General features: G+C 51.0%; 15 protein-coding genes. All 15 read right to left on the bottom strand.

Annotation, left to right across the window (positions count from 1 at the left end):
• Window positions 1-265: 265 nt before the first annotated feature.
• Window positions 266-1,183: a F0F1 ATP synthase subunit gamma gene (locus S7335_RS20675; protein WP_006458462.1), complete on the bottom strand. Its 918-nt coding sequence runs from the start codon at window positions 1,181-1,183 to the stop codon at window positions 266-268.
• A 39-nt stretch (window positions 1,184-1,222) separates the two neighbouring features.
• Window positions 1,223-2,809 carry an alternate F1F0 ATPase, F1 subunit alpha gene (locus tag S7335_RS20670; RefSeq protein ID WP_006457880.1) on the bottom strand — a complete coding sequence of 529 codons (1,587 nt, stop codon included), beginning with the start codon at window positions 2,807-2,809 and terminating at the stop codon, window positions 1,223-1,225.
• Between the two features lie 34 nt (window positions 2,810-2,843).
• Window positions 2,844-3,626 carry an ATP synthase B/B' CF(0) family gene (locus S7335_RS20665; protein WP_006457776.1) on the bottom strand — a complete coding sequence of 261 codons (783 nt, stop codon included), beginning with the start codon at window positions 3,624-3,626 and terminating at the stop codon, window positions 2,844-2,846.
• A 3-nt stretch (window positions 3,627-3,629) separates the two neighbouring features.
• Complete coding sequence (locus tag S7335_RS20660; protein ID WP_006457996.1) at window positions 3,630-3,908, bottom strand: F0F1 ATP synthase subunit C; 279 nt, start codon at window positions 3,906-3,908, stop codon at window positions 3,630-3,632.
• 19 nt (window positions 3,909-3,927) lie between these two features.
• A complete protein-coding gene (locus S7335_RS20655; RefSeq protein WP_006458282.1) occupies window positions 3,928-4,668 on the bottom strand; it encodes a F0F1 ATP synthase subunit A in 741 nt (246 codons plus the stop codon).
• A gap of 207 nt (window positions 4,669-4,875) precedes the next feature.
• Window positions 4,876-5,277 (bottom strand): hypothetical protein, encoded by a 402-nt coding sequence (locus S7335_RS20650; RefSeq protein WP_006458471.1) that lies wholly within the window; start codon window positions 5,275-5,277, stop codon window positions 4,876-4,878.
• 195 nt (window positions 5,278-5,472) lie between these two features.
• Complete coding sequence (locus S7335_RS20645; protein WP_006458212.1) at window positions 5,473-6,597, bottom strand: ABC transporter permease; 1,125 nt, start codon at window positions 6,595-6,597, stop codon at window positions 5,473-5,475.
• A gap of 4 nt (window positions 6,598-6,601) precedes the next feature.
• Entirely contained in the window at window positions 6,602-7,711 is a 1,110-nt protein-coding gene (locus S7335_RS20640) for an ABC transporter permease (protein WP_006457883.1), read from the bottom strand.
• Window positions 7,712-7,713: 2 nt separating this feature from the next.
• A complete protein-coding gene (locus S7335_RS20635) occupies window positions 7,714-9,708 on the bottom strand; it encodes an ATP-binding cassette domain-containing protein (protein WP_006457910.1) in 1,995 nt (664 codons plus the stop codon).
• Window positions 9,705-11,012 (bottom strand): HlyD family secretion protein, encoded by a 1,308-nt coding sequence (locus S7335_RS20630; protein WP_006457781.1) that lies wholly within the window; start codon window positions 11,010-11,012, stop codon window positions 9,705-9,707. The genes S7335_RS20635 and S7335_RS20630 overlap by 4 nt, the downstream gene beginning before the upstream one ends.
• Window positions 11,013-11,454: 442 nt before the next feature.
• Window positions 11,455-11,688: a hypothetical protein gene (locus S7335_RS20625; RefSeq protein WP_006457943.1), complete on the bottom strand. Its 234-nt coding sequence runs from the start codon at window positions 11,686-11,688 to the stop codon at window positions 11,455-11,457.
• 493 nt (window positions 11,689-12,181) lie between these two features.
• Window positions 12,182-15,307, bottom strand: a complete 3,126-nt coding sequence (locus S7335_RS26310) for an SdrD B-like domain-containing protein (RefSeq protein WP_006457763.1) — start codon at window positions 15,305-15,307, stop codon at window positions 12,182-12,184.
• Between the two features lie 1,028 nt (window positions 15,308-16,335).
• Window positions 16,336-16,473, bottom strand: coding sequence for a hypothetical protein (locus tag S7335_RS28035; RefSeq protein ID WP_006458430.1), 138 nt, complete (start codon window positions 16,471-16,473; stop codon window positions 16,336-16,338).
• A 120-nt stretch (window positions 16,474-16,593) separates the two neighbouring features.
• The gene (locus S7335_RS20610; protein ID WP_006457752.1) at window positions 16,594-18,810 is read right to left on the bottom strand and encodes an FG-GAP repeat protein; all 2,217 of its coding nucleotides are present in this window, start codon (window positions 18,808-18,810) and stop codon (window positions 16,594-16,596) included.
• 102 nt (window positions 18,811-18,912) lie between these two features.
• Window positions 18,913-21,555, bottom strand: coding sequence for an FG-GAP repeat protein (locus S7335_RS20605; RefSeq protein ID WP_006457767.1), 2,643 nt, complete (start codon window positions 21,553-21,555; stop codon window positions 18,913-18,915).
• Window positions 21,556-21,999: the final 444 nt, after the last annotated feature.

Genomic DNA, 21,999 nt, shown 5'->3' with positions numbered 1-21,999 from the left:
TACCTTCACAACTTCCTCAAAAATATTGCTTACCCTGTAGTCGTTGATCTGGAGAAACAGTCATGATCACGGAGTACGACGACGCGGGTTCCTACCGTTCCACGGTAGGGGAATCGTCTCGGCAGTGACTTAGGTTTGTTGGATCGCCTATATGCTATGACCTTACAGCGTATCGATGCATAGCCAATATGTTATTGAGCGCACATCCTTTAGTCTGTTGCAGACTATCTTCAATGTCGCGCTTTAGTGATGCTCTTTGGTGATGCTAAGAGCGATCCGCTTTTCCTTTCAGAACTTCAAACCCTGAGACAATATCCAACAGTTCTGAGGTAATCAAGGTTTGACGCTGCTGTTGATACAGTCGATTCAGCATCTCTAGGCGCTCATTAATATTTTTTTCAGCCATTTGCATAGAGGCTAATCGACTGGCATTTTCGCTAGCCAAGGACTCGACGCAGGCCCGATAGAGACCCACAAAAAAGAACTGTCGAAAGAGGGCTAGAAACAGAGGCGTTTTCTCCTGAAAAATCATCGGTCGACAGCGAGAGGGCCAGGGCGTTTCGCTAAGCGTGCGTAACATGACCGGATCGAAGGGAAACAGCTGTCGCAGCCTAGGCGTAGACAGGCCACGCTGGGGATGGTGATAAAACGTCCAGATGCGATCGACTGATTGTTCACTGCGCCATTGTTCTAACTGCAGCACAATGGCTTGGACTTGCTGACTGACATGGCCTAGCGCACTGGGTACGGCTAAGCGGCGATCGGGGACATAGCCTTCTCGCGCTAGCAGATCGGCAAGGCGAGTTCCTACCACAATCATTCGCCTGTTTTCGGCTCTTTTTTCGCTCCCTATGTCAGCCTCTGATAGACTGCGCCTGAGATGACGTCCTACATAAGTCGCCATCTGTTCATTAAATCGACCGCACATGCCTTGATCAGACCCAAAGACAACGATGCCAAGTCCTTCTTGAGGCGCGGTATAACTTTGCTGTAGCGCTTCGGGAAAGTGCATCAAAAAGATTTGTAGCCCCTGCTTCAGCGTGCGGTTGAAGGTAGCCAGCGACTGTACGGCGTTTTCATACTGGTGAATGTTTCCAGCGGCCAGCGCCTTCATGGTTCTAACAATAGACTGAAGCTCCTGGGCGCTGCGGAGCTGTCGCTGGAGAACGCTTTGGGTAGGCATGGGTGGGCACAGGTGACAGAGACGATGATAGGTTTGTTGTTAGGTTGAGGCAGGTAAGGGGATACTTTGTTGAATATCGCTTGCGGCGGTGAGAATGGTTTGCTTTTCGGCATCGGTGATAGGATGAGCGGACTGAATACGACTAAAAATATCGGGCAGTTTCTGAGGCAAATGCTGTATGAGCTGAGCTTCTAGGGTGGCAATCTGTTCGATTGGGTAATGGTCTAACTGACCGCTGTTGAGTAACAGCAGCAGCGCAATCTGCACGGGGACAGGAATGGCATAGGCTTGCGGCTGCTTCAAAACTTCTCGGATGCGCGCGCCTCGGGCCAGGGTAGTTTGACTGGCGTCGTCTAGGCGGGTGCCAAAGCGAGCAAAATTCTCTAGCTCTTGGAATTGAGAATAGGTGAGTCGTAGATCGCCAGTGACGGCGCGATAGGCAGGAAGCTGCGCTCTGCCGCCAACCCGAGAAACAGAAATGCCAACATCTACAGCAGGAAAAATTCCCTTTTGAAATAGCGACGGTGAGAGATAAATTTGACCATCGGTGATAGAAACTAGGTTCGTGGGAATATAGCCAGAGAGATTACCGGATTCAGTTTCGAGAATCGGCAGCGCCGTTAGAGAACCGCCGCCCAAAGCTTCGCAAAGCCGAGTGGATCGCTCTAGCAGGCGGGCATGCAGATAGAAGATATCGCCTGGGAAGGCCTCGCGCCCAGGCGGACGCTTGAGCAGCAAAGAGAGTTCTCGGTAGGCTCTAGCATGTTGGGTCAAGTCGTCGTACACAATTAGAACATCCTGCCCTTTTTCCATGAAATATTCAGCCATGGTGGTGGCCGCATAGGGTGTGATGTACTGCAAGCCGGGAGTAGATTCACCGCTGGCAACCACGACAATGCAGCGGTCGATCGCCCCGCGATCGCGCAGGTCTGCAATCAGCTTTGCAGTGGTAGAGCTGCGCTGACCAATGGCGCAATACACGCAAATTACCTCTTGCTGATTGAGAAGGGTGTCGATGGCGATCGCAGTTTTTCCAGTCTGGCGATCGCCCAAAATCAACTCTCGCTGGCCGCGCCCCACCGGAATCAGCGCATCGATTACCTTAATTCCCGTCTGCAAAGGCTCACTGACCGAGGCGCGATCCATAATTGCGGGGGCCGGGCGCTCAATGGCGCGACGCTCAGCATAAGCGACTACTCCTTTGCCATCCAGCGGCTGCCCAGTCGCATCGAGAACGCGGCCCAGCAGTCCTTCCCCGACAGGTGTATCCATCACCCGCCCGGTACGGCCTACTTCACACCCCGCACTGAGATTACTGCCATTATTAAGTAAAACGATCCCGACTTCCTCTTTATCCAGGTTAAAAGCAATGCCAAACTGCTGGTTGGGAAAGCGGACTAATTCCTCCGCTTGAACATTGGGTAAGCCAGTGGCGTGGGCGACGCCATGACCTACAGCAGTGACGGTGCCAATTTCTTCTAAAGTTAGAGAAACTTGTGACTGCTCCAGCAGAGTATCAAAGGTATTGAACAGAGTGTTGAACACCTTTGATACAGGCGTTGTTTGGCTGGGCGTTTTTTTGGCAGGCGGCGGATCTGAACGACAAGGATGACTGGTTTCTCTCATCGTTCATGCTCCCAAAAAGGCTGACAAAACGCTTTTACAATACGGGCACTTGGTTGAGGGCATAGGCAAGCTGACTTTCTAAACTGTTGAGATAATGTTCAATGTTCCAAGCTAGCTTGTAGCCCTTGGTTTGCAGCTCGATGCCGCAGGGATAGTCGGGGTAGGTTTCAAAGATAAATGATTCAAACGGCACCTGGGGAGGAAGGTGAGACTGAATGCCCTTAACCAAGCGGCTTTGCAGCGATTCTGATAAAGGAAAAGTGGTCCGAATCACCCAGTGGGGCGACTCTGGTTGGCGGGCGGCTGCCGCGAGCAGTGAGTCGCGCTCGGAGGCGCTGAGACTGGGTAGCTGATGCAAAAAGGTTTCAACGATCTGCTGTTCTAGCGTAGTGTCGGCTAGGGCATTGAGCGCCGCTCGGATAGATTGAATGAGCTGCGATCTCGCTCGATCTCGCAAATTGACCAAACAGGCTTTCTGTTCTTGATGAAGCGCTTCATACCACTGAGCGCGCTGCGTTTCTAGCTCAGCACGAACCTGTTCTATCCGATCGGTGCGCTCGGCTGCCACCTGCTCTTGCATCTGATGCTGTCTAGCCTTTGTGTCTGCTGCCCAGTCAGCCTGCAGCTGTTCATATTGTGCCCTGGCCGCTTGGGCCTCTGCCTCGCGAACTTCTGCCGACTGCAGCCGATCGGCAATCGAGCGCTCTCTTTGTGCCATCGCTCGCATAATCGGCTTGTATAAAAAGCGCTGCAATAGGGCTACCAGCACCAAAAAGTTAATGATTTCTGCTAGGACAATCCAGGACTGAGGTAGCATCGTTTAGCCCCCTGCTGTCGCTGTGACATAGGCCCAGAATGGATTTGCAAACAGCAAAATCAGGGTGATCACAAAACAATAGATGGCGGTTGATTCGACCAGAGCCATCCCGACAAACAAAGTGCGGGTGATGGTGTTGGCTTCATCGGGCTGCTGTGCCAAGGCAGTCAGCGCCTGAGCGAGCGCCCGGCCTTCCCCCAGAGCCGGGGCGATAGAGCCAACGGCAATCGTCAGACCGCCCATAACAATAGAGGCAATACCGATGAGTACGACGTTGTCCATTGATGTTCTCCTAGCGAGTTTAATAACTGGAATTTGAACTGTTGGAATCTGAATGGTTAGTTGCTAGAGTGGCCGGAGCTTGGCGGTTTTGGGCTTCGGTAGCGGCTGCGATCGCCACCATCGCCAAAATCGCAAAAATATAGGCTTGAATTAGTCCCGTCAGCAACCCAAAGGCGCGCATCACCACCGGGGCAAACAGCGGTGCAACTGACAGCAAAATACCGACAATCATCGTGCCGCTCATCACATTGCCAAACAGCCGCACCGACAGCGAAATAGTTCGAGAGAGTTCACCAATAATATTGAACGGCAGCATGATCGGGTTGGGCTGCACATAGCTGCTGAGATAGCCCTTTAACCCCTGCCGCTTTATCCCAAAAATAGGCACTGCAAAAAACACGCAGATTGCTAGGGCCGCTGTGGTAGAAAGCGATCCGGTCGGGGGATGATACCCTGGCAAAATAGCCAATACGTTAGACACAGCGATAAAGATAAACAGCGTACCGATAAAGGGCAAAAAAGGCTCGGCAGGCTGTTCGCTAATCTCTTCTATTTGATGGCAGATACCCAATACCAATACCTCCAGCAGATTCTGTCCCCGGCGCAGATGCGTAGCCGCCGACAGCTTGCGCGTGATCCACCAAGCGCCTAATACGAGCCACAGCATAATCAGCCAGGTGAAAAAGACGGTTGCACTAACGGTAAATGGCCCTAAGTGGATAGGAATAAGATCGGGCGTCAGAGACGCGGCTGGATCCATTGCGATACTTCTCGATAGGGAGACTAATGCTCAAGAATCCGTAAAAGATAAAAATCTGTGAGAGAACGGCGTGGATTAAAGCTTGAGCACTGGTTCACCCTAAAACTGAAATATGAGGATGTTGTGAGCTGATATAGAAACTGAAACATCCGCTCTTTGAGAGCTTTCGTTCTCGAAGCTAGGACTTAAGACCATAGGATGTTTCTGTTATTTTTTTAGCCACAGCAGTAGCGCAAAGATTGACAGTAAGATAGCTTCTGTTCCTAACAAACCATTGAGAGTTTGAGCATCTTCGGGTTTGAGGATGAATTGTGACCGCAAGAAGATATATGGCACAAACTGAAACAGAATAATACCCCCAAACACAAACCATACAGACCAGGAAAATCCTCGCCACAGACTGACCGCTGATACGATATTGAAAATCAAGAGGGCAATATCCATCCAGCGCCATAGCAGCGGGGTTGATAGCCAGGGCGTTCCTGTCAGTCCGGCGATATTGCCCAAGTGAACCGTTGCGCCATAGAGGAGTGTGATCGCAACCAGCTTTGCGTAGCGTGCCGTCCAAGGATGCATGAAAACAGTGGTGGCGGTTTCTGGATTTGCCATGTTTTCTCCTATGTTGCTTCTCCTATTTCGTCCATAGAGTGATGATATAGTGGCGGCATCACTTTGGCAGGAGATCGCTAAAAATCTGCCGCGCGGCGGCTGACACGGCTAGCATTGCCGCTTGGTAGATAGGTTTTTGATAGATTTTAAGTGAGTATGTGTTTATCTACGGATAGAATGGGGAATAGAATAGGGCTAATTGAGCTGAGCGCGAAACCGATAGATGCTAAGCCCTAGTAATAACGTCGCGAAAACGACGAGAGCCGTGACTTCTGGTAATAGGGCGCTGATGCCAACGCCTTTGAGGATGAGGCTACGGGCGATGGTGACGTAGTGACGTAGCGGATTGAAGAAAGAGAGAACGCGAAAGAATTTTGGCATACTTTCGATTGGCGCGATCGCACCTGACAGCTGAATCAACGGCACATTAAAGAAAAACGAGGTCAAAATCACCTGCTGCTGATTGCGAGCAATCGTGGCAATCAAGATACCAATGCCAATCGCCACAAACACATAAATGCCAGATAGAGCCAAGAACAAAAAATAATTACTGCGAAAGGGCAGATTAAAAACAAACCGACCTAAAGCCGAGGCCAGTAATACATCACCCATCAGCAATACAAACAAAGGGACAACCTTAGCGGTCAAAATCTCCCAGCCCGCCGCTGGCGTCATCAAAAGTTGCTCTAGCGTGCCAACATCTTTCTCGCGAATCACCGTGGCTGACGACACCAGCGAGCCAGTTAGGGTCAGCACTACACCCATCACACCCGGTACAAAGAACCAGCTACTCAGTAAACCAGGATTGTATAAAAAGTTCACCGCTGTCTGTACAGGTGGCACAAAGTCTGTTGCTTTTAGGCCCAGACCATAGCGATTAATAATCTGTTTGATATATCCGCTAGCAATCCCGGCGGTGTTGGCATCCACGCCATCAATCAACACCTGCACATCTACCGATTTACCAGCGGTTAGCCGCCGATCAAAGTCTGGCGGAATCACCAGCCCGGTAGAAATTTCACCCTTGCGAACCTGTCGACCCAGGTCGGCTTCGCGGGTTGGATAGCCGCTGATATCGAATGAGTCGTTGGCAACGAGAGCAGCGACGAAGTCTCGACTCGCCGGACTGTTGTTGTAGTCTACGACACCCAGGCTGAGGTGGCTGACGTCTGGGTTGAGGGCCAGGCCAAAGACAAGCAGTTGGATAGTGGGTGGAAACAGCAGCAGAAAGATGATCTGTTTATTTTTAAGAATTTGCCGCACTTCTTTGAGAATGAGCGGCCAGAGTCGGGTGTCGAGCAGTGAGCGGAGAAGATTCATGAGATCAGTCTGAAAACTGCATTTGCTTGAGGATATTGCTCGCAATGCGAAAGCATAAAAAACCAATCACGCCGATCGCCAGTGGTGCATACCAAACCCCAATCCAGCCAGTACCCCGCACAAAGGCATCGCGGGTGATTTCAACGTAGTAGCGGGCAGGGATGATATTGGGTAGCAGCGAAAGCGGGAAGGGAATATTTTCCAGGCGGTAGATAAAGCCGGAGAGTAAGAGGGCGGTGAGAAAACCGGCGATCGCAGTCCCCTGAACTGCCCCGGTTTGATTACTCGCCCGCGCCCCGATCAGCAGGCCAAAGGCCACACTCGCTGCCAGATAAAGCACAGTGCCCACCAGCATTGTTGTAAAGTCTCCCTGAATGCGCAGGCCGAACAAAACAACCGCTACCATAATCACCACCAGCGCTTCTCCCAAGCCCACGATGACGTAGGCTAACTCTTTGCCCAGCAGCCACTCTGTTGCACTCAAGTCAGAGGCATAGACCTGAGCCACCGTCCCCTCTTCTTTTTCACGCACTAGGGCAATGCCAGAGAGCATAGAGGGAAACACCCACAAAATGACGCTGAAAATGCCCGGCACAATGTACAGCGATTCCTTCCGCCCAGGGTTAAACCACAGGCGGACGTTGGCCTGAATCAGCGGCTGCGCGGCTGCGGGCACAAGATGACTGCTCCGCATGAAAAACCGGGTGGTGGCTCGCAGGCTCACCTGGATGATGCGGGCGTTGTTGCCATCGGTGCCGTCCACTAAAGCTTGCACGGTGACGGGCTGATGAGACTTAATCGCTTTGGCATAATCAGGCGGAATAATCACCGTTGCTTTGGCTACGCCTTGGTTAAGGCTAGCAATTGGATTGTTGTCGATTAAGGGCGCGGGTAAAAATTGGTTGGTGGCGAAGAGTCTGGCTGCATAGGTGCGGCTGAGGGCGCTGTTATCAAAGTCTTGAATGCTGATGGGAATATTTTTGGTTTCCAAGCGAATGGCGTAGCCGTAAATCAGCAGCATGGCCAGGGGGAGCAGGAAGGCCAGGGCGACGGTCAGGCGATCGCGCCGAAACTGATTGAGTTCTTTGATGCACTGCGACCACACTCTTTTCATCGCTATTTCCTAGTTGCCGTCTGTTGCACTGCCCGCTGACTCGGCCGCTGCACTGCCCGCTGAACAATCCCAATAAAGGCATCTTCTAGTGAAAAGGGAATCGGGCGAGTGGCGCTAAGGGTAAGATTTTCAGCCTGGAGCCACTGCCGAACCTGGGGCAAATCGCGGTCTGGATCATCCAGGACGAGGTGCAGGCGATCACCAAAAATAGATACTCGCCAATCCTCTAAACGCGCCTTGAGCAAGTCTGAGGCGGCCTGCGTTTGTGGGGAAGTCAATTCAATCAACTGCCCCGGCTGTTGGGTTTTGATCTCGCTAGAAGAGCCCCGCGCTACGATTTCGCCCGCCACCATAAAGGCCATATCGTTGCAGTTTTCGGCTTCTTCTAGGTAATGGGTGGTGACCAAAATCGCCGTTCCCCGCCGGGCAAAGTCTCGAATCAATCGCCAAAACTGCCTGCGGGCCAGCGGATCTACTCCAGAGGTGGGCTCGTCCAAAAACAAAATATCCGGCTCGTGCATGACACAGGCACCAAAGGCCACCCGCTTTTTCCACCCTTCTGGCAACCTGCCCGTAAGCATCTTTTCTTGCCCTACGAGGCCGCAGGTTTCTAGCACCCAGTCAATCTTTTCGCGCCGCAGCTTTCGCGGGACGCCATAGATACCGCAGTAGAAGTCTAGGTTTTGAAGAATAGTCAGATCGTCGTACAGGGTGAATTTTTGACTCATATAGCCGATGCGCGAGCGCACCTCAGCCCGATGAAGATCGCTTGTTTTTCCTGCTAACTGAATGCCACCCCCGCTAGCTGGCAGCAGTCCACACATCATCTTAATCGCGGTCGTTTTACCCGCACCATTGGCACCGAGCAGACCAAAAATATCGCCGTAGCGGACGGTAATGTCGAAATCTTTGACAGCGCGAAAGTCTCCAAATATCTTTTGAAGCTTGTGGGTAGCGATCGCGATCGCGCCTTTCTCTTGGCCAGTTCGATAGGCCGGAAACTGAATATAAGCCGGATCTGACCCCTGCTGTCGTAGACGGTTGACAAACACATTCTCTAAGGTGGCTGCGTCTGGTCGCATATCTTTGAACGGTAGATGGTGGCGTGTGAGAACAGCGCGGATCTGTTGTTGGCCCAAGTCGGCGTCGGTGACCATTACGTCTAGGCGATCGCCAAAGGTTTGAACATCGACAATAGTTTGCCTGTCGGCTGCACTTCGCTCGTTTAAGGCCGCCTCAGCCGCCAATAGGTTCTGGGCTCTCACCTCAATTCGGCTTAGCCCCAAACTATCTCGCAGTTCGGTGAGCGTACCAATTTGCTGAATTTCGCCCGCGTAAATTAGAGCAATACGGTGACAGCGCTCCGCTTCATCCAGGTAGGGCGTAGCCACCACAACCGTGACCCCATCTGCGGCTACTGCTGCTAACAAGTCCCAGAATTCTCGTCGAGAAACCGGGTCAACCCCTGTAGTGGGCTCGTCTAATAAAAGCACTTTAGGCTGGGCAATCAAGGCACAGCACAAAGCGAGCTTTTGCTTCATACCACCAGAAAGCTGTCTGGCAAGTCTATTTGTGAATCGGTGCAGATCTACGCTTTGTAGCAGTCTTTTTGCCCTCCTCTCGAACGCATCATCCGGCACCTGCCGCAGCCCCGCACTGTATCGCATATTTTCTGCAATGCTCAGGTCTGGGTACAGCGAAAACTTTTGAGTTACATAGCCCAGATTTAGCCGTGCTTCGCGGGGGCGATCGCCCAGTACCGAGACCTCTCCTGAGCTGCTTTCCATTACCCCGGCGAGAATGCCAAACGCGGTGGTTTTACCAGCCCCATCGGGGCCAATCAGCCCAAAAATTTCACTGTGATTTACCGAAAAGTTAATTTCTTTGAGCGCTGCTGTTTGATGGTAGTTTTTGCATAGTTGGTGAACCGCGATCGCACAATTTTCTGTATCGCTTTCTGTCGTTAAACCTTTTGTTATTAACCTTTCTAACGTCATTGTTCTAATTCCACCGCCTCTACACCAGCTTCCAACAGAATCTCTCCATCAGCAGGCATACCCGGTTTGGCAAAGCCCTGTGGGTTATCAATCGTCAACTTCAGGCCAAACACCTGAGTCACCCGGTCATCTTCAAAGTAAATATTTTCGGGGGTAAAAGAAGCCTCAGTATCGATCGCCGTCACGGTCGCGGCGAGGGGCCGATCGGGCGCAGAATCAAGAAATACCTGAGCAGCTTGGCCCACGCGCACCGCACCCACCTGACCTTCGGGAATATAGCCGCGCAGATAGACCTCTTCAAGATTGATTACCGTGAGCACGGAGGTACCGGTAGAAATGACTTCGCCCGGTTCTACGGTGCGGGTGAGCACAACGCCATCAATAGGGCTTTTAATCTCAAGATCATTGATTCTCGCTTCAATCTCGGCCTGGTCAGCTTGGGCTTGTTTGAGTTCTGCTTGGGCGACTGCTAGCTGGGTCTGAGCCTGGGCCTGTTGCTTTTGGAGGCGGTTGACTTGGGCCGCTCGAATCTCGGGGTTTAGTTGGCTGGTTTGAGTTTGGGTGAGCGCGCCTTGGGCAGCATTGACTTGTTGTTGGGCGGCGGTGACGGCAGCTTGACGGGCGCTGAGCGTGTCTTGAGCGGTTTCAAACTGGGTTTGTGCTTGGTCAAACTGCTGCTGGGCGATCGCACCTTGATCCACCAACATCGCAAAGCGATCGCGATCCACCCGTGCCAGCCTTAGAGTAGATGCGGCTTGCTGTGCCTGGGCTTCGGCTGCAGCTAACTGAGCTTGAGCAGCCGCGACAGACGCCTCGCTCTGGCCCATTCGACCGACAGTATCGCCCTGAGCTTGAGCCAGGCTTAGCTGCGCCTCTATTACTTGGCTAGCCACCACCTCAATTTGTAGCTCAGCTTGCGTAATCTGCTGTTCGGCTGCGCTAACTCTGGCTTTAGCCGCCTCCAGCCTAGCGCGAGTTTCACTATCATCAAGGGTCGCAATCACCTGCCCTTGCGTTACCCCATCGCCCTCACGCACCGCAATCGACTCTACCCGGCCCCCCACCTTGGCCCCCAAGTCACTCTCATAGCTCTCAATTCGCCCGCTCAGCGAAATTGTGCTGTCATCGGGCCGATTAAATCGATAGCGCACCCCTAGCCCTGCGACAACTAGTAACAGCCCCACTGGTATTAGCACCCGCAGCTTTTTCATCCTGTTGCTGAATGGCTTGTGTGCTGGCTTGCTATTCGGCACCACTAATCCAGCATCTTGTACGAAATTGGAAGGAGGCAACAGCTGAGTCATTACAGATTTCTGCTCACAAACCCTACACTCTACTCACCGTACAGCTCGAATATGACGATCTTGTGGGGCTAGTCAGCTACTCGGTTAGCAGTATGAGCCGTTTTATAACAACCACACATTAGACCTGAGTAGGCCGCCTACAAAATTCGCAGACCTATCCTGAACCAGTTGCTATTGAACGCTAGCTGGCCGCATAGAGTGAGCAATGCACCAATAGCAACGACGATCGCATTGAAGTGTTAGAGCGCGATCGCCTGTAAAAGCTGAGCCAAGCATTTTGATTAAGATCGAATGCTTGGCTCTATGAATGAGATCTTTGACTGAACTCAGCTTATGACAAATCATTTACTCAATGCCGAGCAGTCGTCGAAGCTTTCCACGACAACAAAGACTGCTTCTAAGAAACAACTGTCGTTGAGACTTTGAATCATGCCTGAATCAGTTAAACCTGCTCACCTTGATGAAACTGGCCTCGGCTGAGCGTAATTTCTCCAAATCCGGGCACCCAAGACACCCACTCTCCAGAAAACGTTTCGCAGAGCAGCAGGGCTTCGTGGTGGCTATAGTCGCTAGGGGCATTGCGCAAAGTTACCCATAGGCCGCTTTCCGGCTTAAAGAGCGCATGGTCGCTTGGAGACTCAGGCAGCAGAGCAGACTTAACGGCAGCAGCATTCATAGTCGTAACCAAATATTTTTCGATTTCTGTAGTCTATGTTACCGAAAAAATATTAGTAAACTGGTTCTCGTCTTAAAAGTACAAATATAACAGCGACCGAAACAGGTCTTGAATCCATATGTTTGGGATAATTTCTGCCAGCGGCCGCATAGCTGAACAAAATGGTGTAAATCATCATCACAACAGAGCCAACTAAAATCGACGTCAAAAACATACTCCTACGAGACATTTCCTAGCACGCCCAAAAGAGCATCGGCTCTAGCTAGTCGCCTCAGTTTTTTCGTCAGCGTCTTACATTACGACGTTTTCGCTTTGGTAATTCATGGCTATCTACCCTTGCTCGTGTTCGCGATCTGCTTCTACCTGTGCTGGAAAATCCATTTTGCTATCATCCTTTCGTTTACAACTACAGCGGCCTGTTAACGCAGACCGTTTTTCTTATCCGTATCTTTCGTCTGTGTATCCGAGCAGGCCTGTATCTAAGCCAAAGAGACTACACCAGCACGAACTGACTGCTGTTCAAGCTAGAAGTGTCGATGCCAGTCAGGGTAGCTAGCATTTCGCTAGTATCAGTTACGAAAATGTCATTACCGACAAAGGAAAGTGCGCCGAGACTGAGCCCGCCTGCTAGACCAATGAGGTCTTTAGTATCAAAGTCGGTGATGGTATCGAAGCCGTCACCCAGCGATAGGACAAACGTATCTCTACCGTTACCGCCGGTAAGCGTATCGTTGTTGCCCCCACCGATGAGGGTGTCGTTGCCATCGTTGCCGAGCAGGAGGTCTCTACCTTTGCCGCCATCGAGCGTATCGTTACCCTTACCACCGTTCAGCGTATCGTTACCATTGCCGCCATTGAGCGTGTCGTTGTCCGCCCCGCCGCTGAGGATGTCATTGCCATCATTGCCAAAGAGCACATCTAAGCCCCGACCACCGTTGAGCAGGTCATTCCCTCGGCCGCCGTCGAGCGTATCGTTACCCTTACCGCCGTCGAGCGTATCGTTGTCTGCCCCGCCACTGAGTATGTCGTTACCATCATTGCCAAAGAGAGCGTCGCTACCCCGACCGCCGTCTAGCGTATCGTTACCTTTGTCACCATTGAGCGTATCGTTACCTTTACCGCCGTCTAGCGTATCGTTGTCCCCACCACCAAAGAGCGTGTCGTTGCCATCACTCCCGAGCAGCGAGTCGCTACCCCGACCGCCCGTGAGCAGGTCATTCCCCCGACCCCCGTCTAGCGTATCGTTGCCCTTACCGCCATCGAGCGTATCGTTGTCTGCCCCCCCGATGAGGATGTCGTTACCGTTACCGCCGAATAGGGTGTCGTTACCCCGGCCTCCGTCTAGCGTATCGTCGCCGTTACCGCCATCGAGAAAGTCGTTGCCTGCTAGGCCGAATAGGATGTCGTCGCGCTTGCCACCGAAGAGCGTGTCGTCGCCACTGGTGCCATTGATGATATTAAGGGCTCGTTGCTGGTTGCCGAAGTCGAGGTCGGTAATGGTCTCACCTGAGACTACTGAAACTGTATAGGGCTGGGGACTATTGGGGACTGGATTCAGGGCGATCGCCAGATCGTCATGAAGATAGCTTTGATCAAACGCAATCTGTACGCCATCTGTTCCATCCTTATTTTCTATGCCAACAGTAGCGCTGTCTAAAATACCAGTAAGAGTGTCGTACTGATAAAGAATAGTGCCATCGGCATTAAGGATAGCTTGGAACGTATAAGCGCCTTCGTCAGAGTAGTGAGGAACTTCGTCGTATTGAACAATGAAACAATCATTGTCCGCATCGTAGTGATAGTAAACGTTGCCACCCTGGGTGGGGTTTAAATCATCCCAGAAGGGCGCGATTATCTGGTTAGGCTGGGTAGGTTGAGGAATCGACTCATTGTCGAATTGAAACGCATCCTCGCCAAAGCTGAGATAGCCATTAGACGAAATTTTAACGGTTTTTTGCGTCTCGCCGTAGAAGGGAAACTCAAACGGCAAATCAATTTGAATACCCTCATCGTCTCCTAACGTGAGCGCAGTTCCCACCTCTGAAATCTCTACCCAGTCAAAGGGCAATTCTGTTGAATCGCTATCCGACCAATCATAGTCGAACCCAATGGGCTTGGTTTGACTCCAATCAGGCTGTGGTTGCTCTGTCACTGTATAGGTACCAGGCAGCAGCGCTGAGAACCGATAGTTTCCGTCAGAGTCAGTGACAGTTGAAGCCTCATTTTCATCGAGCTGGCTGTTTTGGTTTTGGTCAAGATAAATGACCCAACCCGCGAGACCCGGTTCTTCCGCTTGGCGGATGCCATCGCCATTGAGGTCATTCCACTTTGTTCCTATAAGTTCACCAGGAGCATCTCCCATCGAAGCTGGCTTCAAAGTGGGGTCACCCTGCATGGTCATGCCATTAAACCAATCCAAACGCCAGTCCTGGCTGGGGTTGTCGGTACTTGCCGCATATTGATCAAACCATTGCAAAAAGGCTTGGCCAACACTATCATTCTCTCCCTGAGGTTGATAGAAATCAAAGAAATTAAGCATGCTTCCCGTTTTGGTACTGCCAATGGCATTCAACCCAAATTCACCGCCATAAACATAGGCACCGATTAAATTATTTGGAACCGTGAAGTCAGCAGAGGAACAGTTGAATAAGTTGTAGAATCCGACTCTAGGATTAGTCTCAACAATCTCTTGACTACTAATTCGCTCCCATCTATCGTTCACCTTCAGCGAATGACTAGTCGGAGAGCTGTGGATAGCTTCTAAAATAGACTCATAATTCAAACCGAGAGTATTGAGATAATTGTCCTTAGTCGTCTCACTAGCATTGTTCAGGACTAAGACTTCTTCATAGAGAGCCTGCATTCTATCAGCTCCCCAATGACTCCAATCGTCATCGGCAAAGACGATGCCACGATTTCTAAATGTGAGTTCCCCAGTTCTATAGGCGTGGTTTCTAGCAAAGTAGTCGTTGATCAGATCAGTCTCAGTCTGTCCTGTTATTCCCGACAGGTTGCCTGTGGTTAGGCGAGAAACGTAGATTTCGGGACTGACTTCGCCTGTGTGACCATCAAGTCCAACATCGTTGAGATCGTAGTCACCATCAAGATCCATAAAGTACAAATCATGTGGATAGGTAACTTGCCTGCCAGAGGCATTAAAGTTGTCTTCGCTGGTGAACTCAACGTGGGGTAGATCCCCTATAAACAGCGTTCCCTCCAGTCCCTTCTCTTGCCAGCTGGACTGTAACCTCGTTTTCAGAGCTTCAGCATCTCCTGAGAATTCTTGAACACTAATCTGATAGCCTTCACCTTCTAGATCATCTACATAGGTATCTACAGCCTCTTCAATACCTGATAGAAGACCTGCTTCCACGTAAATGTCGAATACGCCTGAACCGTCGTATTCAGGTAATTTGATTCGCGAGGCAGCAGGTTCTTCTAGTAGTCCGCGCTGCTCTAGATTTTCTAAGGCATTAGGACCGTCGCCATCTAGCCAAGTTGTATTCACTGTCTGTCCGTCTACTACTTCGCAGCCGCAGGCGTCGTCAGAAGACTCTGTTTGAGACGGCTCATCATGGGACAGACTTTTGGCTGAAGGAAGTGTAAAGATATTATCCATTTCTGTTCTCCTAAAATTTCAAAAGTTCCGTTGTATTTACAGTCATGCGGCTGCAGTCAGCATAGAGTCGTATTCTGATGCACATCTCAGTTACATTTCCAAGAAGGAGCTATGTATAGATAAAGAACAACACACGACGCTATATGCTGTCGAAAATGCAACCAATGAGATTAAAAGTATGATGCAGCGGCTTATACACTCTTCAACATCCTTTGAGAGCCAGCAAGCATCAAGGTTCTGTCCTTATAGGAATAGCCTAGCCTGCGCTCAGCAGGACTCTGTTGTCTTGGTCGGCGCAGTAGATTCGGCCGTGTAAAGGCTGATTGAGAGACTCATAAGCATCTTTGCTTAGCGCTCTGGTCTTGCTTACAATTCAAAAGTAGGCAAAAAGGCTGAGGATCATATGAGGAAATCAAGCCTGATTGTTCTTCATGTTTGAATAAGATAGACCATAATCATAAGTTCAACCAAACACTATCAGGTCGTTAAATCCATACTGAATTATGAAAGAGGTTTAGCAGCCTATCCACTTGCGAACCGCCAAGTCAGCGACCGCGCGATCACACCTGAAAACTGATGAAGCTCTGCCTGAAACAACAGAAACTCGGCAGAGCAAGTATCTGAATAATTACGGTAGAGTAAGACCATAGAGTCATAAAGCGTCGTGTCAAGTCCGACCTAGGGTTGGGCTCATTTAATACAGTACAGATCGGTGGACTATCAAAGGCTATCAGGTGATGAATATAGTTCGGGAGGAGTAAATTCAAGATACTGATAAAGAATATGTCATGAGACAGATCTCCGTAACCAAATTTTCGGAGTTGCTACACAACCAAGAATGAACAGTGGAGCCTTTCATCCTTCAATAGCTTCTTGCAACAGAACTAGATATACGACACAAAATGAAATATAACAACATCGTTAAATACAACCACATAGATAAGGAAAACCCTCGCCACAGACTGGTTGCTGCTACGACATTGAGAATCAAGCGTGTGATATTTATCTAGTGCCATAGGGGTTGATAGCTAGGGTGTTCCTGTAAGTCCGGCAATATTGCCCAGGTGAACCATTGCGCTATAGATGAGTGCGATCGCAATGAGCTTTGCGTAGTGTGCTGTCCAAGGGTGCATGAAAGCAGTTGTAGCGGTTTCTGGATTTGCCATGCTTTCTCCTAGTTATCTATAGGGTGATGGTACAGCGGCGGCATTGCTTTATCAGGCGACAACTTAAGATAGCTGTCGCCTGATAAATAGAGTCGTGCGATCAACCTCAACACCACATTCTTAGACCGGCACAAACCGGCTACTGTTCAAGCTGGTCGTATCGATACCAGTAAGGGTGGCTAGCACCTCGCTGGTATCGGAGATCAAGATGTCACTGCCAATAAAGGAGAGTGCGCCGAGACTGAGTCCGCCCGTTAGGCCAATCAGGTCTTTGGTGTCAAAGTCCGTGATGGTGTCAATACCGTTACCCAGCGATAGGACGAACGTATCTCTACCGTTACCGCCCGTAAGCGTATCGTTGTTGCCCCCACCGACGATGGTGTCGTCACCGTCGTTGCCGAGCAGGAAGTCTCTACCGCTACCACCTGTAAGCAAGTCGTTACCCCGCCCCCCGTCTAGCAAATCGTTGCCTTTGCCACCATCAAGCGTATCGTTATCCGCCCTACCGATGAGGGTGTCGTTACCATTGCCACCAAAGAGAACATCTCTACCCCGGCCACCATCAAGTGTATCGTTGCCTTTGCCACCATCAAGTGTATCGTTGCCTTTGCCACCATCAAGCGTATCGTTATCCGCCCTACCGATGAGGGTGTCGTTACCATTGCCACCGAAGAGAGTGTCTCTCCCTCGACCGCCATCGAGCGTATCGTCGCCGTTGCTGCCATCGAGAAAGTCGTTCCCTGCTAGGCCGAACAAGATGTCTTTGTTTTTCCCACCGATGAGCGTATCGTTGCCGTTAGTACCGAAGCGCGTAGATGTGTTTGAGTCAATATCAGCAGCGCCAAACACCACATAGCTTTCGCCTGACCCAGAGCCGTTAGGATCGGCGTAAGGCGCACCGACAATTAGGTCATCGAAGCCATCACCGTTGATATCGCCTGCTCCGCTTACCGAAAATCCGGAGCTATCGTCTGTATCAATACCTGTGAGTACAAAGCCGTTGCTGCCATCTATGCTAGAGAGTTCGAAGACAGCGCCAAAGCCTGCATCAGTACCAAACACTACATAGCTCTCGCCTGGCTCGTCGCCTTTCTCGACAACATAAGCACCGGTACTGGTATAGGGCGCCCCAATAATCAGGTCATCGAAGCCATCGCCATTGAAATCACCTGCTCCGCTTACCGAAAATCCAGATTCGCTGTAGACCTTGGTACCTTCGATGATAAAACCGTTGCTACCATCTAAGCTATTGGGTCTGAGGAGCGGACTAAAGCCTGAATCGCTGCCAAATACAACGTAGTTAGTGCCAGCGTAGGAAACGTTATAAGAGGCACCATATATGGCGGTAGGAGCGTTGATAATTACATCGTCGAAGCCGTCACCGTTAATGTCGCCTGCACCACTTGCCGAACGACCAGAAAAGTCAAAGTCGTTGCCAATAAACCCGAAGCCGTTGCTCCCATCCAAGCTAGAGAGCTCGAAGGCAGCATCAAAGCCCACGTCCGTACCAAACACGACATAAGTGTCACCGTTATTGTTATATGAGCCAATAATCACATCATCGAAGCCATCGCCGTTGACATCTCCAGCGTTGCTCACCGAATATCCAGAAGAGTAGTAGAATCCACCAATGCCTTTGAGTACAAAGCCATTGCTCCCATCCAAGCTAGAGAGCTCAAAGACAGCATCAAAACCCACGTCGGTACCAAACACGACATAACTCTCACCTGAATCATCGCCGTTAGGATCGGCGTAAGGCGCACCAATAATTAGATCATCAAAACCATCGCCGTTGACGTCGCCCGCGCTGCTTACCGATCGACCGGAATGGTCACCTGCATCAATGCCGCTGAGCACAAAACCGTTACTACCGTCTAGATCTGATAGATCTAGAACAGCATCAAAGCCCACGTCGGTACCAAACACGACATAGCTCTCACCTGAACCATCGCCGCTAGGATCGGCGTAAGGCGCACCAATAATTAGATCATCAAAACCATCGCCGTTGACGTCACCCGCGCTGCTTACCGAACGACCGGAAGAGTCAAATTCGTCAACGCCATTGAGTACAAAACCGTTACTACCATTTAAACCTGATAGATCTATAGCAGCACCAAAGCCGGCATTGGTACCAAACACGACATAGCTCTCGCCCGAGGAACGACTATCAGGGTCAGCATTGGGTGCACTAATAATCAGGTCATCGAAGCCATCACCATTGATGTCACCGGCATCACTCACTGAAAGACCAGAGCGATCGCCTCCATCGATCCCGTTGAGTACAAAGCCGTTACCACCATAGAGAGAGCTTAAATCAAACTGTGCTGGAAAAGCCATTTTGCTATCATCCTTTTGTTTACAACTACAGCGGCCTATTGACGCAGGCCGTTTTTCCATATTCAAGATATTCGAGTGGGCCTGAGCCTAGGCTAAAGGTGCTCAGACCAGTACGAACTGACTGTTGTTCAAACTATTCGTATCAATGCCAGTAAGGGTCGCTAGCACTTCGTTGGTATCAGTAGCAATAATGTCGTTGCCGACAAAGGAGAGGTCGCCAATACCTAGTCCGCCGGCTAGGCCAATCAAGTCTTTCGTGTCAAAGTCGGTGATGGTATCAACGCCGTCACCAACTGATAAGACAAACGTGTCTCTACCGTTACCGCCGGTAAGCGTATCGTTGTTGCCCTCACCGATGAGGGTGTCGTCGCCATCGCCGCCTAGAAGCACGTCTCTACCGTTACCGCCCGTGAGGATGTCGCTGCCCCGACCGCCGTCTAACGTATCGTTGCCATCACCGCCGTTTAACGTATCGTTGTCAACCCCGCCAAAGAGGGTGTCGTTACCATCACCGCCGAAGAGAGCATTTCTGCCTCGACCACCGTCCAGTGTATCGTTGCCATCACCGCCGTCTAGCGTATCGTTGCCATTCCCACCATCTAGCGTATCGCTGTCTGCTCCCCCAACCAGGACGTCGTCACCACTACCGCCGAAGAGAGCGTCTTGGCCCCGGCCACCGTCCAGCGTATCGTTGCCGTTACCGCCGTCTAGCGTATCGCTGCCTTTGCCACCATTCAGAAGGTCATTGCTATCACCGCCGTCTAGCGTATCGTTGCCATTCCCACCATCTAGCGTATCGTTACCACCCCTACCAAAGAGGATGTCGTTACCATTACTGCCGAAGAGAGCGTCTTGGCCTATACGGCCGTCAAGCGTATCGTTGCCCCGACCGCCTTTGAGCGTATCGTTACCATCACCGCCGTCAAGCGTATCGTTATCTGCTCCCCCAATCAGGATGTCGTTACCATTACCGCCGAAGAGAGCATCTTGACCCCGACCGCCGTCAAGCGTATCGTCGCCCCGACCGCCGTTGAGCGTATCGTTACCTCTACCCCCGGTCAGAGTGTCTTTGCCGTCACCGCCGAAGAGAATGTCGTTGCCATCACCGCCGTCAAGCGAGTCTTTATCCCGACCACCATCGAGAATGTCGTTCCCCCGGCCTCCAGCTAGCACGTCGTTGTTGATACCGCCGAAGAGAAAGTCGTTACCCGCTAAGCCGAAGAAGATATCTCCTTTCCTGCCCCCGACAAGCGTATCGTTGCCATTAGTGCCGAAGAGCGTACGTGTGGGTGGCTTAATATCAGCAGCGCCAAACACCACATAGCTCTTGTTGGATGCACCAATAATTAAGTCATCAATGCCATCACCATTGACATCGCCCGCGCCGCTCACCGAGCTACCGGAGTTATCAAATGCATCAATGCCCTCAAAAATAAGGCCACTACTTTCATCTAACATAGAAAGCTCGAGGGTAGCACCGAAGCCTACATCAGAACCAAACACTAGATAGCTCTCACCGGAGACGTCACCGTTGGGGTCGGCTCGGCGCGCGCCGATGATGAGGTCATCGAAGCCATCGCTGTTGATATCGCCCGCGCTACTCACCGAATCACCGAGGCGATCGCCTACATCGATATCATTAATTACGAAGCCGTTACTACCATCCAACATAGAGGAGTTGAGGGTAGCGCTAAAGCCTGCATCGGTGCCAAACACTACATAGCTCTGGCCGGAAGTATCCCCCCTAAAACGTTCCCCAGGTGCGCCGATGATAAGGTCATCGAAGCCATCGCCGTTGAGATCACCCGCGCCGCTTACTGAATAACCAGAGACATCACCTGCATCAATACCACTAATCACGAAACCGTTGCTACCATCCAAGCTCGAAAGCTCGAGGGTAGCGCCAAAGCCTACATCAGAACCAAACACCACATAGCTCTCGCCTGAACCGCTACCGTTAGGGTCAGATCCAGGTGCGCCGATGATAAGGTCATCGAAGCCATCGCCGTTGACGTCACCCGCACCGCTCACCGAACGTCCAGAGCTGTCAAATGTATTGATGCCATTGAGCGCAAAGCCGTTGCTACCGTCTAAGTTAGACAAGTTGAAAGTAGGATCAACGCTCATATCAGAACCAAACACTACATAGCTTTCGCCTGAGCCACTACCGTTAGGGTCAGAGCCAGGTGCGCCGATGACAAGGTCATCGAAGCCATCGCCGTTGACATCACCCGCACCGCTCACCGAACGTCCGGAACTGTCGAACTCATTAATGCCAGTAAGTACGAAGCCGTTGCTGCCATCTAAACTAGAAAGCTCGAGGGTAGGGCCAAAGCCTACATCAGAACCAAACACCACATAGCTCTCGTTAGCATTAGCTGCACCAATGATGAGATCATCGATGCCATCACCATTCACATCGCCTGCGCCGCTCACCGAAAAGCCTGAGCGGTCACCTTCATTGATACCAGTAAGTACGAAGCCGTTGCTGCCATCCAAGCTAGAAAGCTCAAAAGCGTCATCAAAGCCCACGTCTGAGCCAAACACTACATAGCTCTCGCCCGAAGAACTGCCGTTGGGGTCGCCGTCAGGGGTGCCAATGATAAGGTCATCAAGACCATCGCCATTCACATCGCCTGCGCTACTCACCGAACTCCCAAAGCTGTCAAATTCATCGATGCCATTGAGCACGAAGCCGTTGCTGCCATCGAGGGAGACTAAATTAAACCGTACTGAAAGAGTCATTTTGCTATCATCCTTTTGTTTACAACTACAGCGGCCTGTTGACGCAAGCCGTTTTTTAATCTTTCATCTATCGCGGGTCAGTCGCCCACTACCCGTAGCACCTGCCTAATCACATCACTAAGGAGGACTATCGTCTATGATCGCCGTCCCTGCGGTAGTACCATCACGACATGCGGTGAACTGTCTAGAACAGCTCAGTTCTAGTCTGGGCTGCGGAAGTATATAAGCAAGAGCCGGCATCAGCATAGGTCTCTCAAGTAAAAGTAAGAATGAACATATTGATGTTGGTAATCTCGTTGGCGATCGCAGAGATCAGCACTTAGTAACAACGAGCACATCTGTTGTATCAGTACGAAGAATAGATTGTTGAAACTGATAGTCTGCCGACGGTAAGAGAAGAAGGAGTCTCTACCGCGCATCTATCAGTGCCAGCTTCCATATGTA

The organism is Synechococcus sp. PCC 7335 (genome assembly GCF_000155595.1).
GTDB lineage: Bacteria > Cyanobacteriota > Cyanobacteriia > Phormidesmidales > Phormidesmidaceae > Phormidesmis.
This window is presented reverse-complemented; position numbering and strand designations above follow the sequence as displayed.

Excerpts from the sequence above, each read along its gene's own strand:
- S7335_RS20650 (WP_006458471.1), bottom strand. The coding sequence starts at position 5,277 with ATGGCAAATCCAGAAACCGCCACCACTGTTTTCATGCATCCTTGGACG.
- S7335_RS26310 (WP_006457763.1), bottom strand. The coding sequence starts at position 15,307 with ATGGATAATATCTTTACACTTCCTTCAGCCAAAAGTCTGTCCCATGAT.
- S7335_RS20675 (WP_006458462.1), bottom strand. The coding sequence starts at position 1,183 with ATGCCTACCCAAAGCGTTCTCCAGCGACAGCTCCGCAGCGCCCAGGAG.
- S7335_RS28035 (WP_006458430.1), bottom strand. The coding sequence starts at position 16,473 with ATGGCAAATCCAGAAACCGCTACAACTGCTTTCATGCACCCTTGGACA.
- S7335_RS20610 (WP_006457752.1), bottom strand. The coding sequence starts at position 18,810 with ATGGCTTTTCCAGCACAGTTTGATTTAAGCTCTCTCTATGGTGGTAAC.
- S7335_RS20640 (WP_006457883.1), bottom strand. The coding sequence starts at position 7,711 with ATGAAAAGAGTGTGGTCGCAGTGCATCAAAGAACTCAATCAGTTTCGG.
- S7335_RS20660 (WP_006457996.1), bottom strand. The coding sequence starts at position 3,908 with ATGGACAACGTCGTACTCATCGGTATTGCCTCTATTGTTATGGGCGGT.
- S7335_RS20670 (WP_006457880.1), bottom strand. The coding sequence starts at position 2,809 with ATGAGAGAAACCAGTCATCCTTGTCGTTCAGATCCGCCGCCTGCCAAA.
- S7335_RS20635 (WP_006457910.1), bottom strand. The coding sequence starts at position 9,708 with ATGACGTTAGAAAGGTTAATAACAAAAGGTTTAACGACAGAAAGCGAT.
- S7335_RS20665 (WP_006457776.1), bottom strand. The coding sequence starts at position 3,626 with ATGCTACCTCAGTCCTGGATTGTCCTAGCAGAAATCATTAACTTTTTG.
- S7335_RS20655 (WP_006458282.1), bottom strand. The coding sequence starts at position 4,668 with ATGGATCCAGCCGCGTCTCTGACGCCCGATCTTATTCCTATCCACTTA.
- S7335_RS20645 (WP_006458212.1), bottom strand. The coding sequence starts at position 6,597 with ATGAATCTTCTCCGCTCACTGCTCGACACCCGACTCTGGCCGCTCATT.
- S7335_RS20625 (WP_006457943.1), bottom strand. The coding sequence starts at position 11,688 with ATGAATGCTGCTGCCGTTAAGTCTGCTCTGCTGCCTGAGTCTCCAAGC.
- S7335_RS20605 (WP_006457767.1), bottom strand. The coding sequence starts at position 21,555 with ATGACTCTTTCAGTACGGTTTAATTTAGTCTCCCTCGATGGCAGCAAC.
- S7335_RS20630 (WP_006457781.1), bottom strand. The coding sequence starts at position 11,012 with ATGACTCAGCTGTTGCCTCCTTCCAATTTCGTACAAGATGCTGGATTA.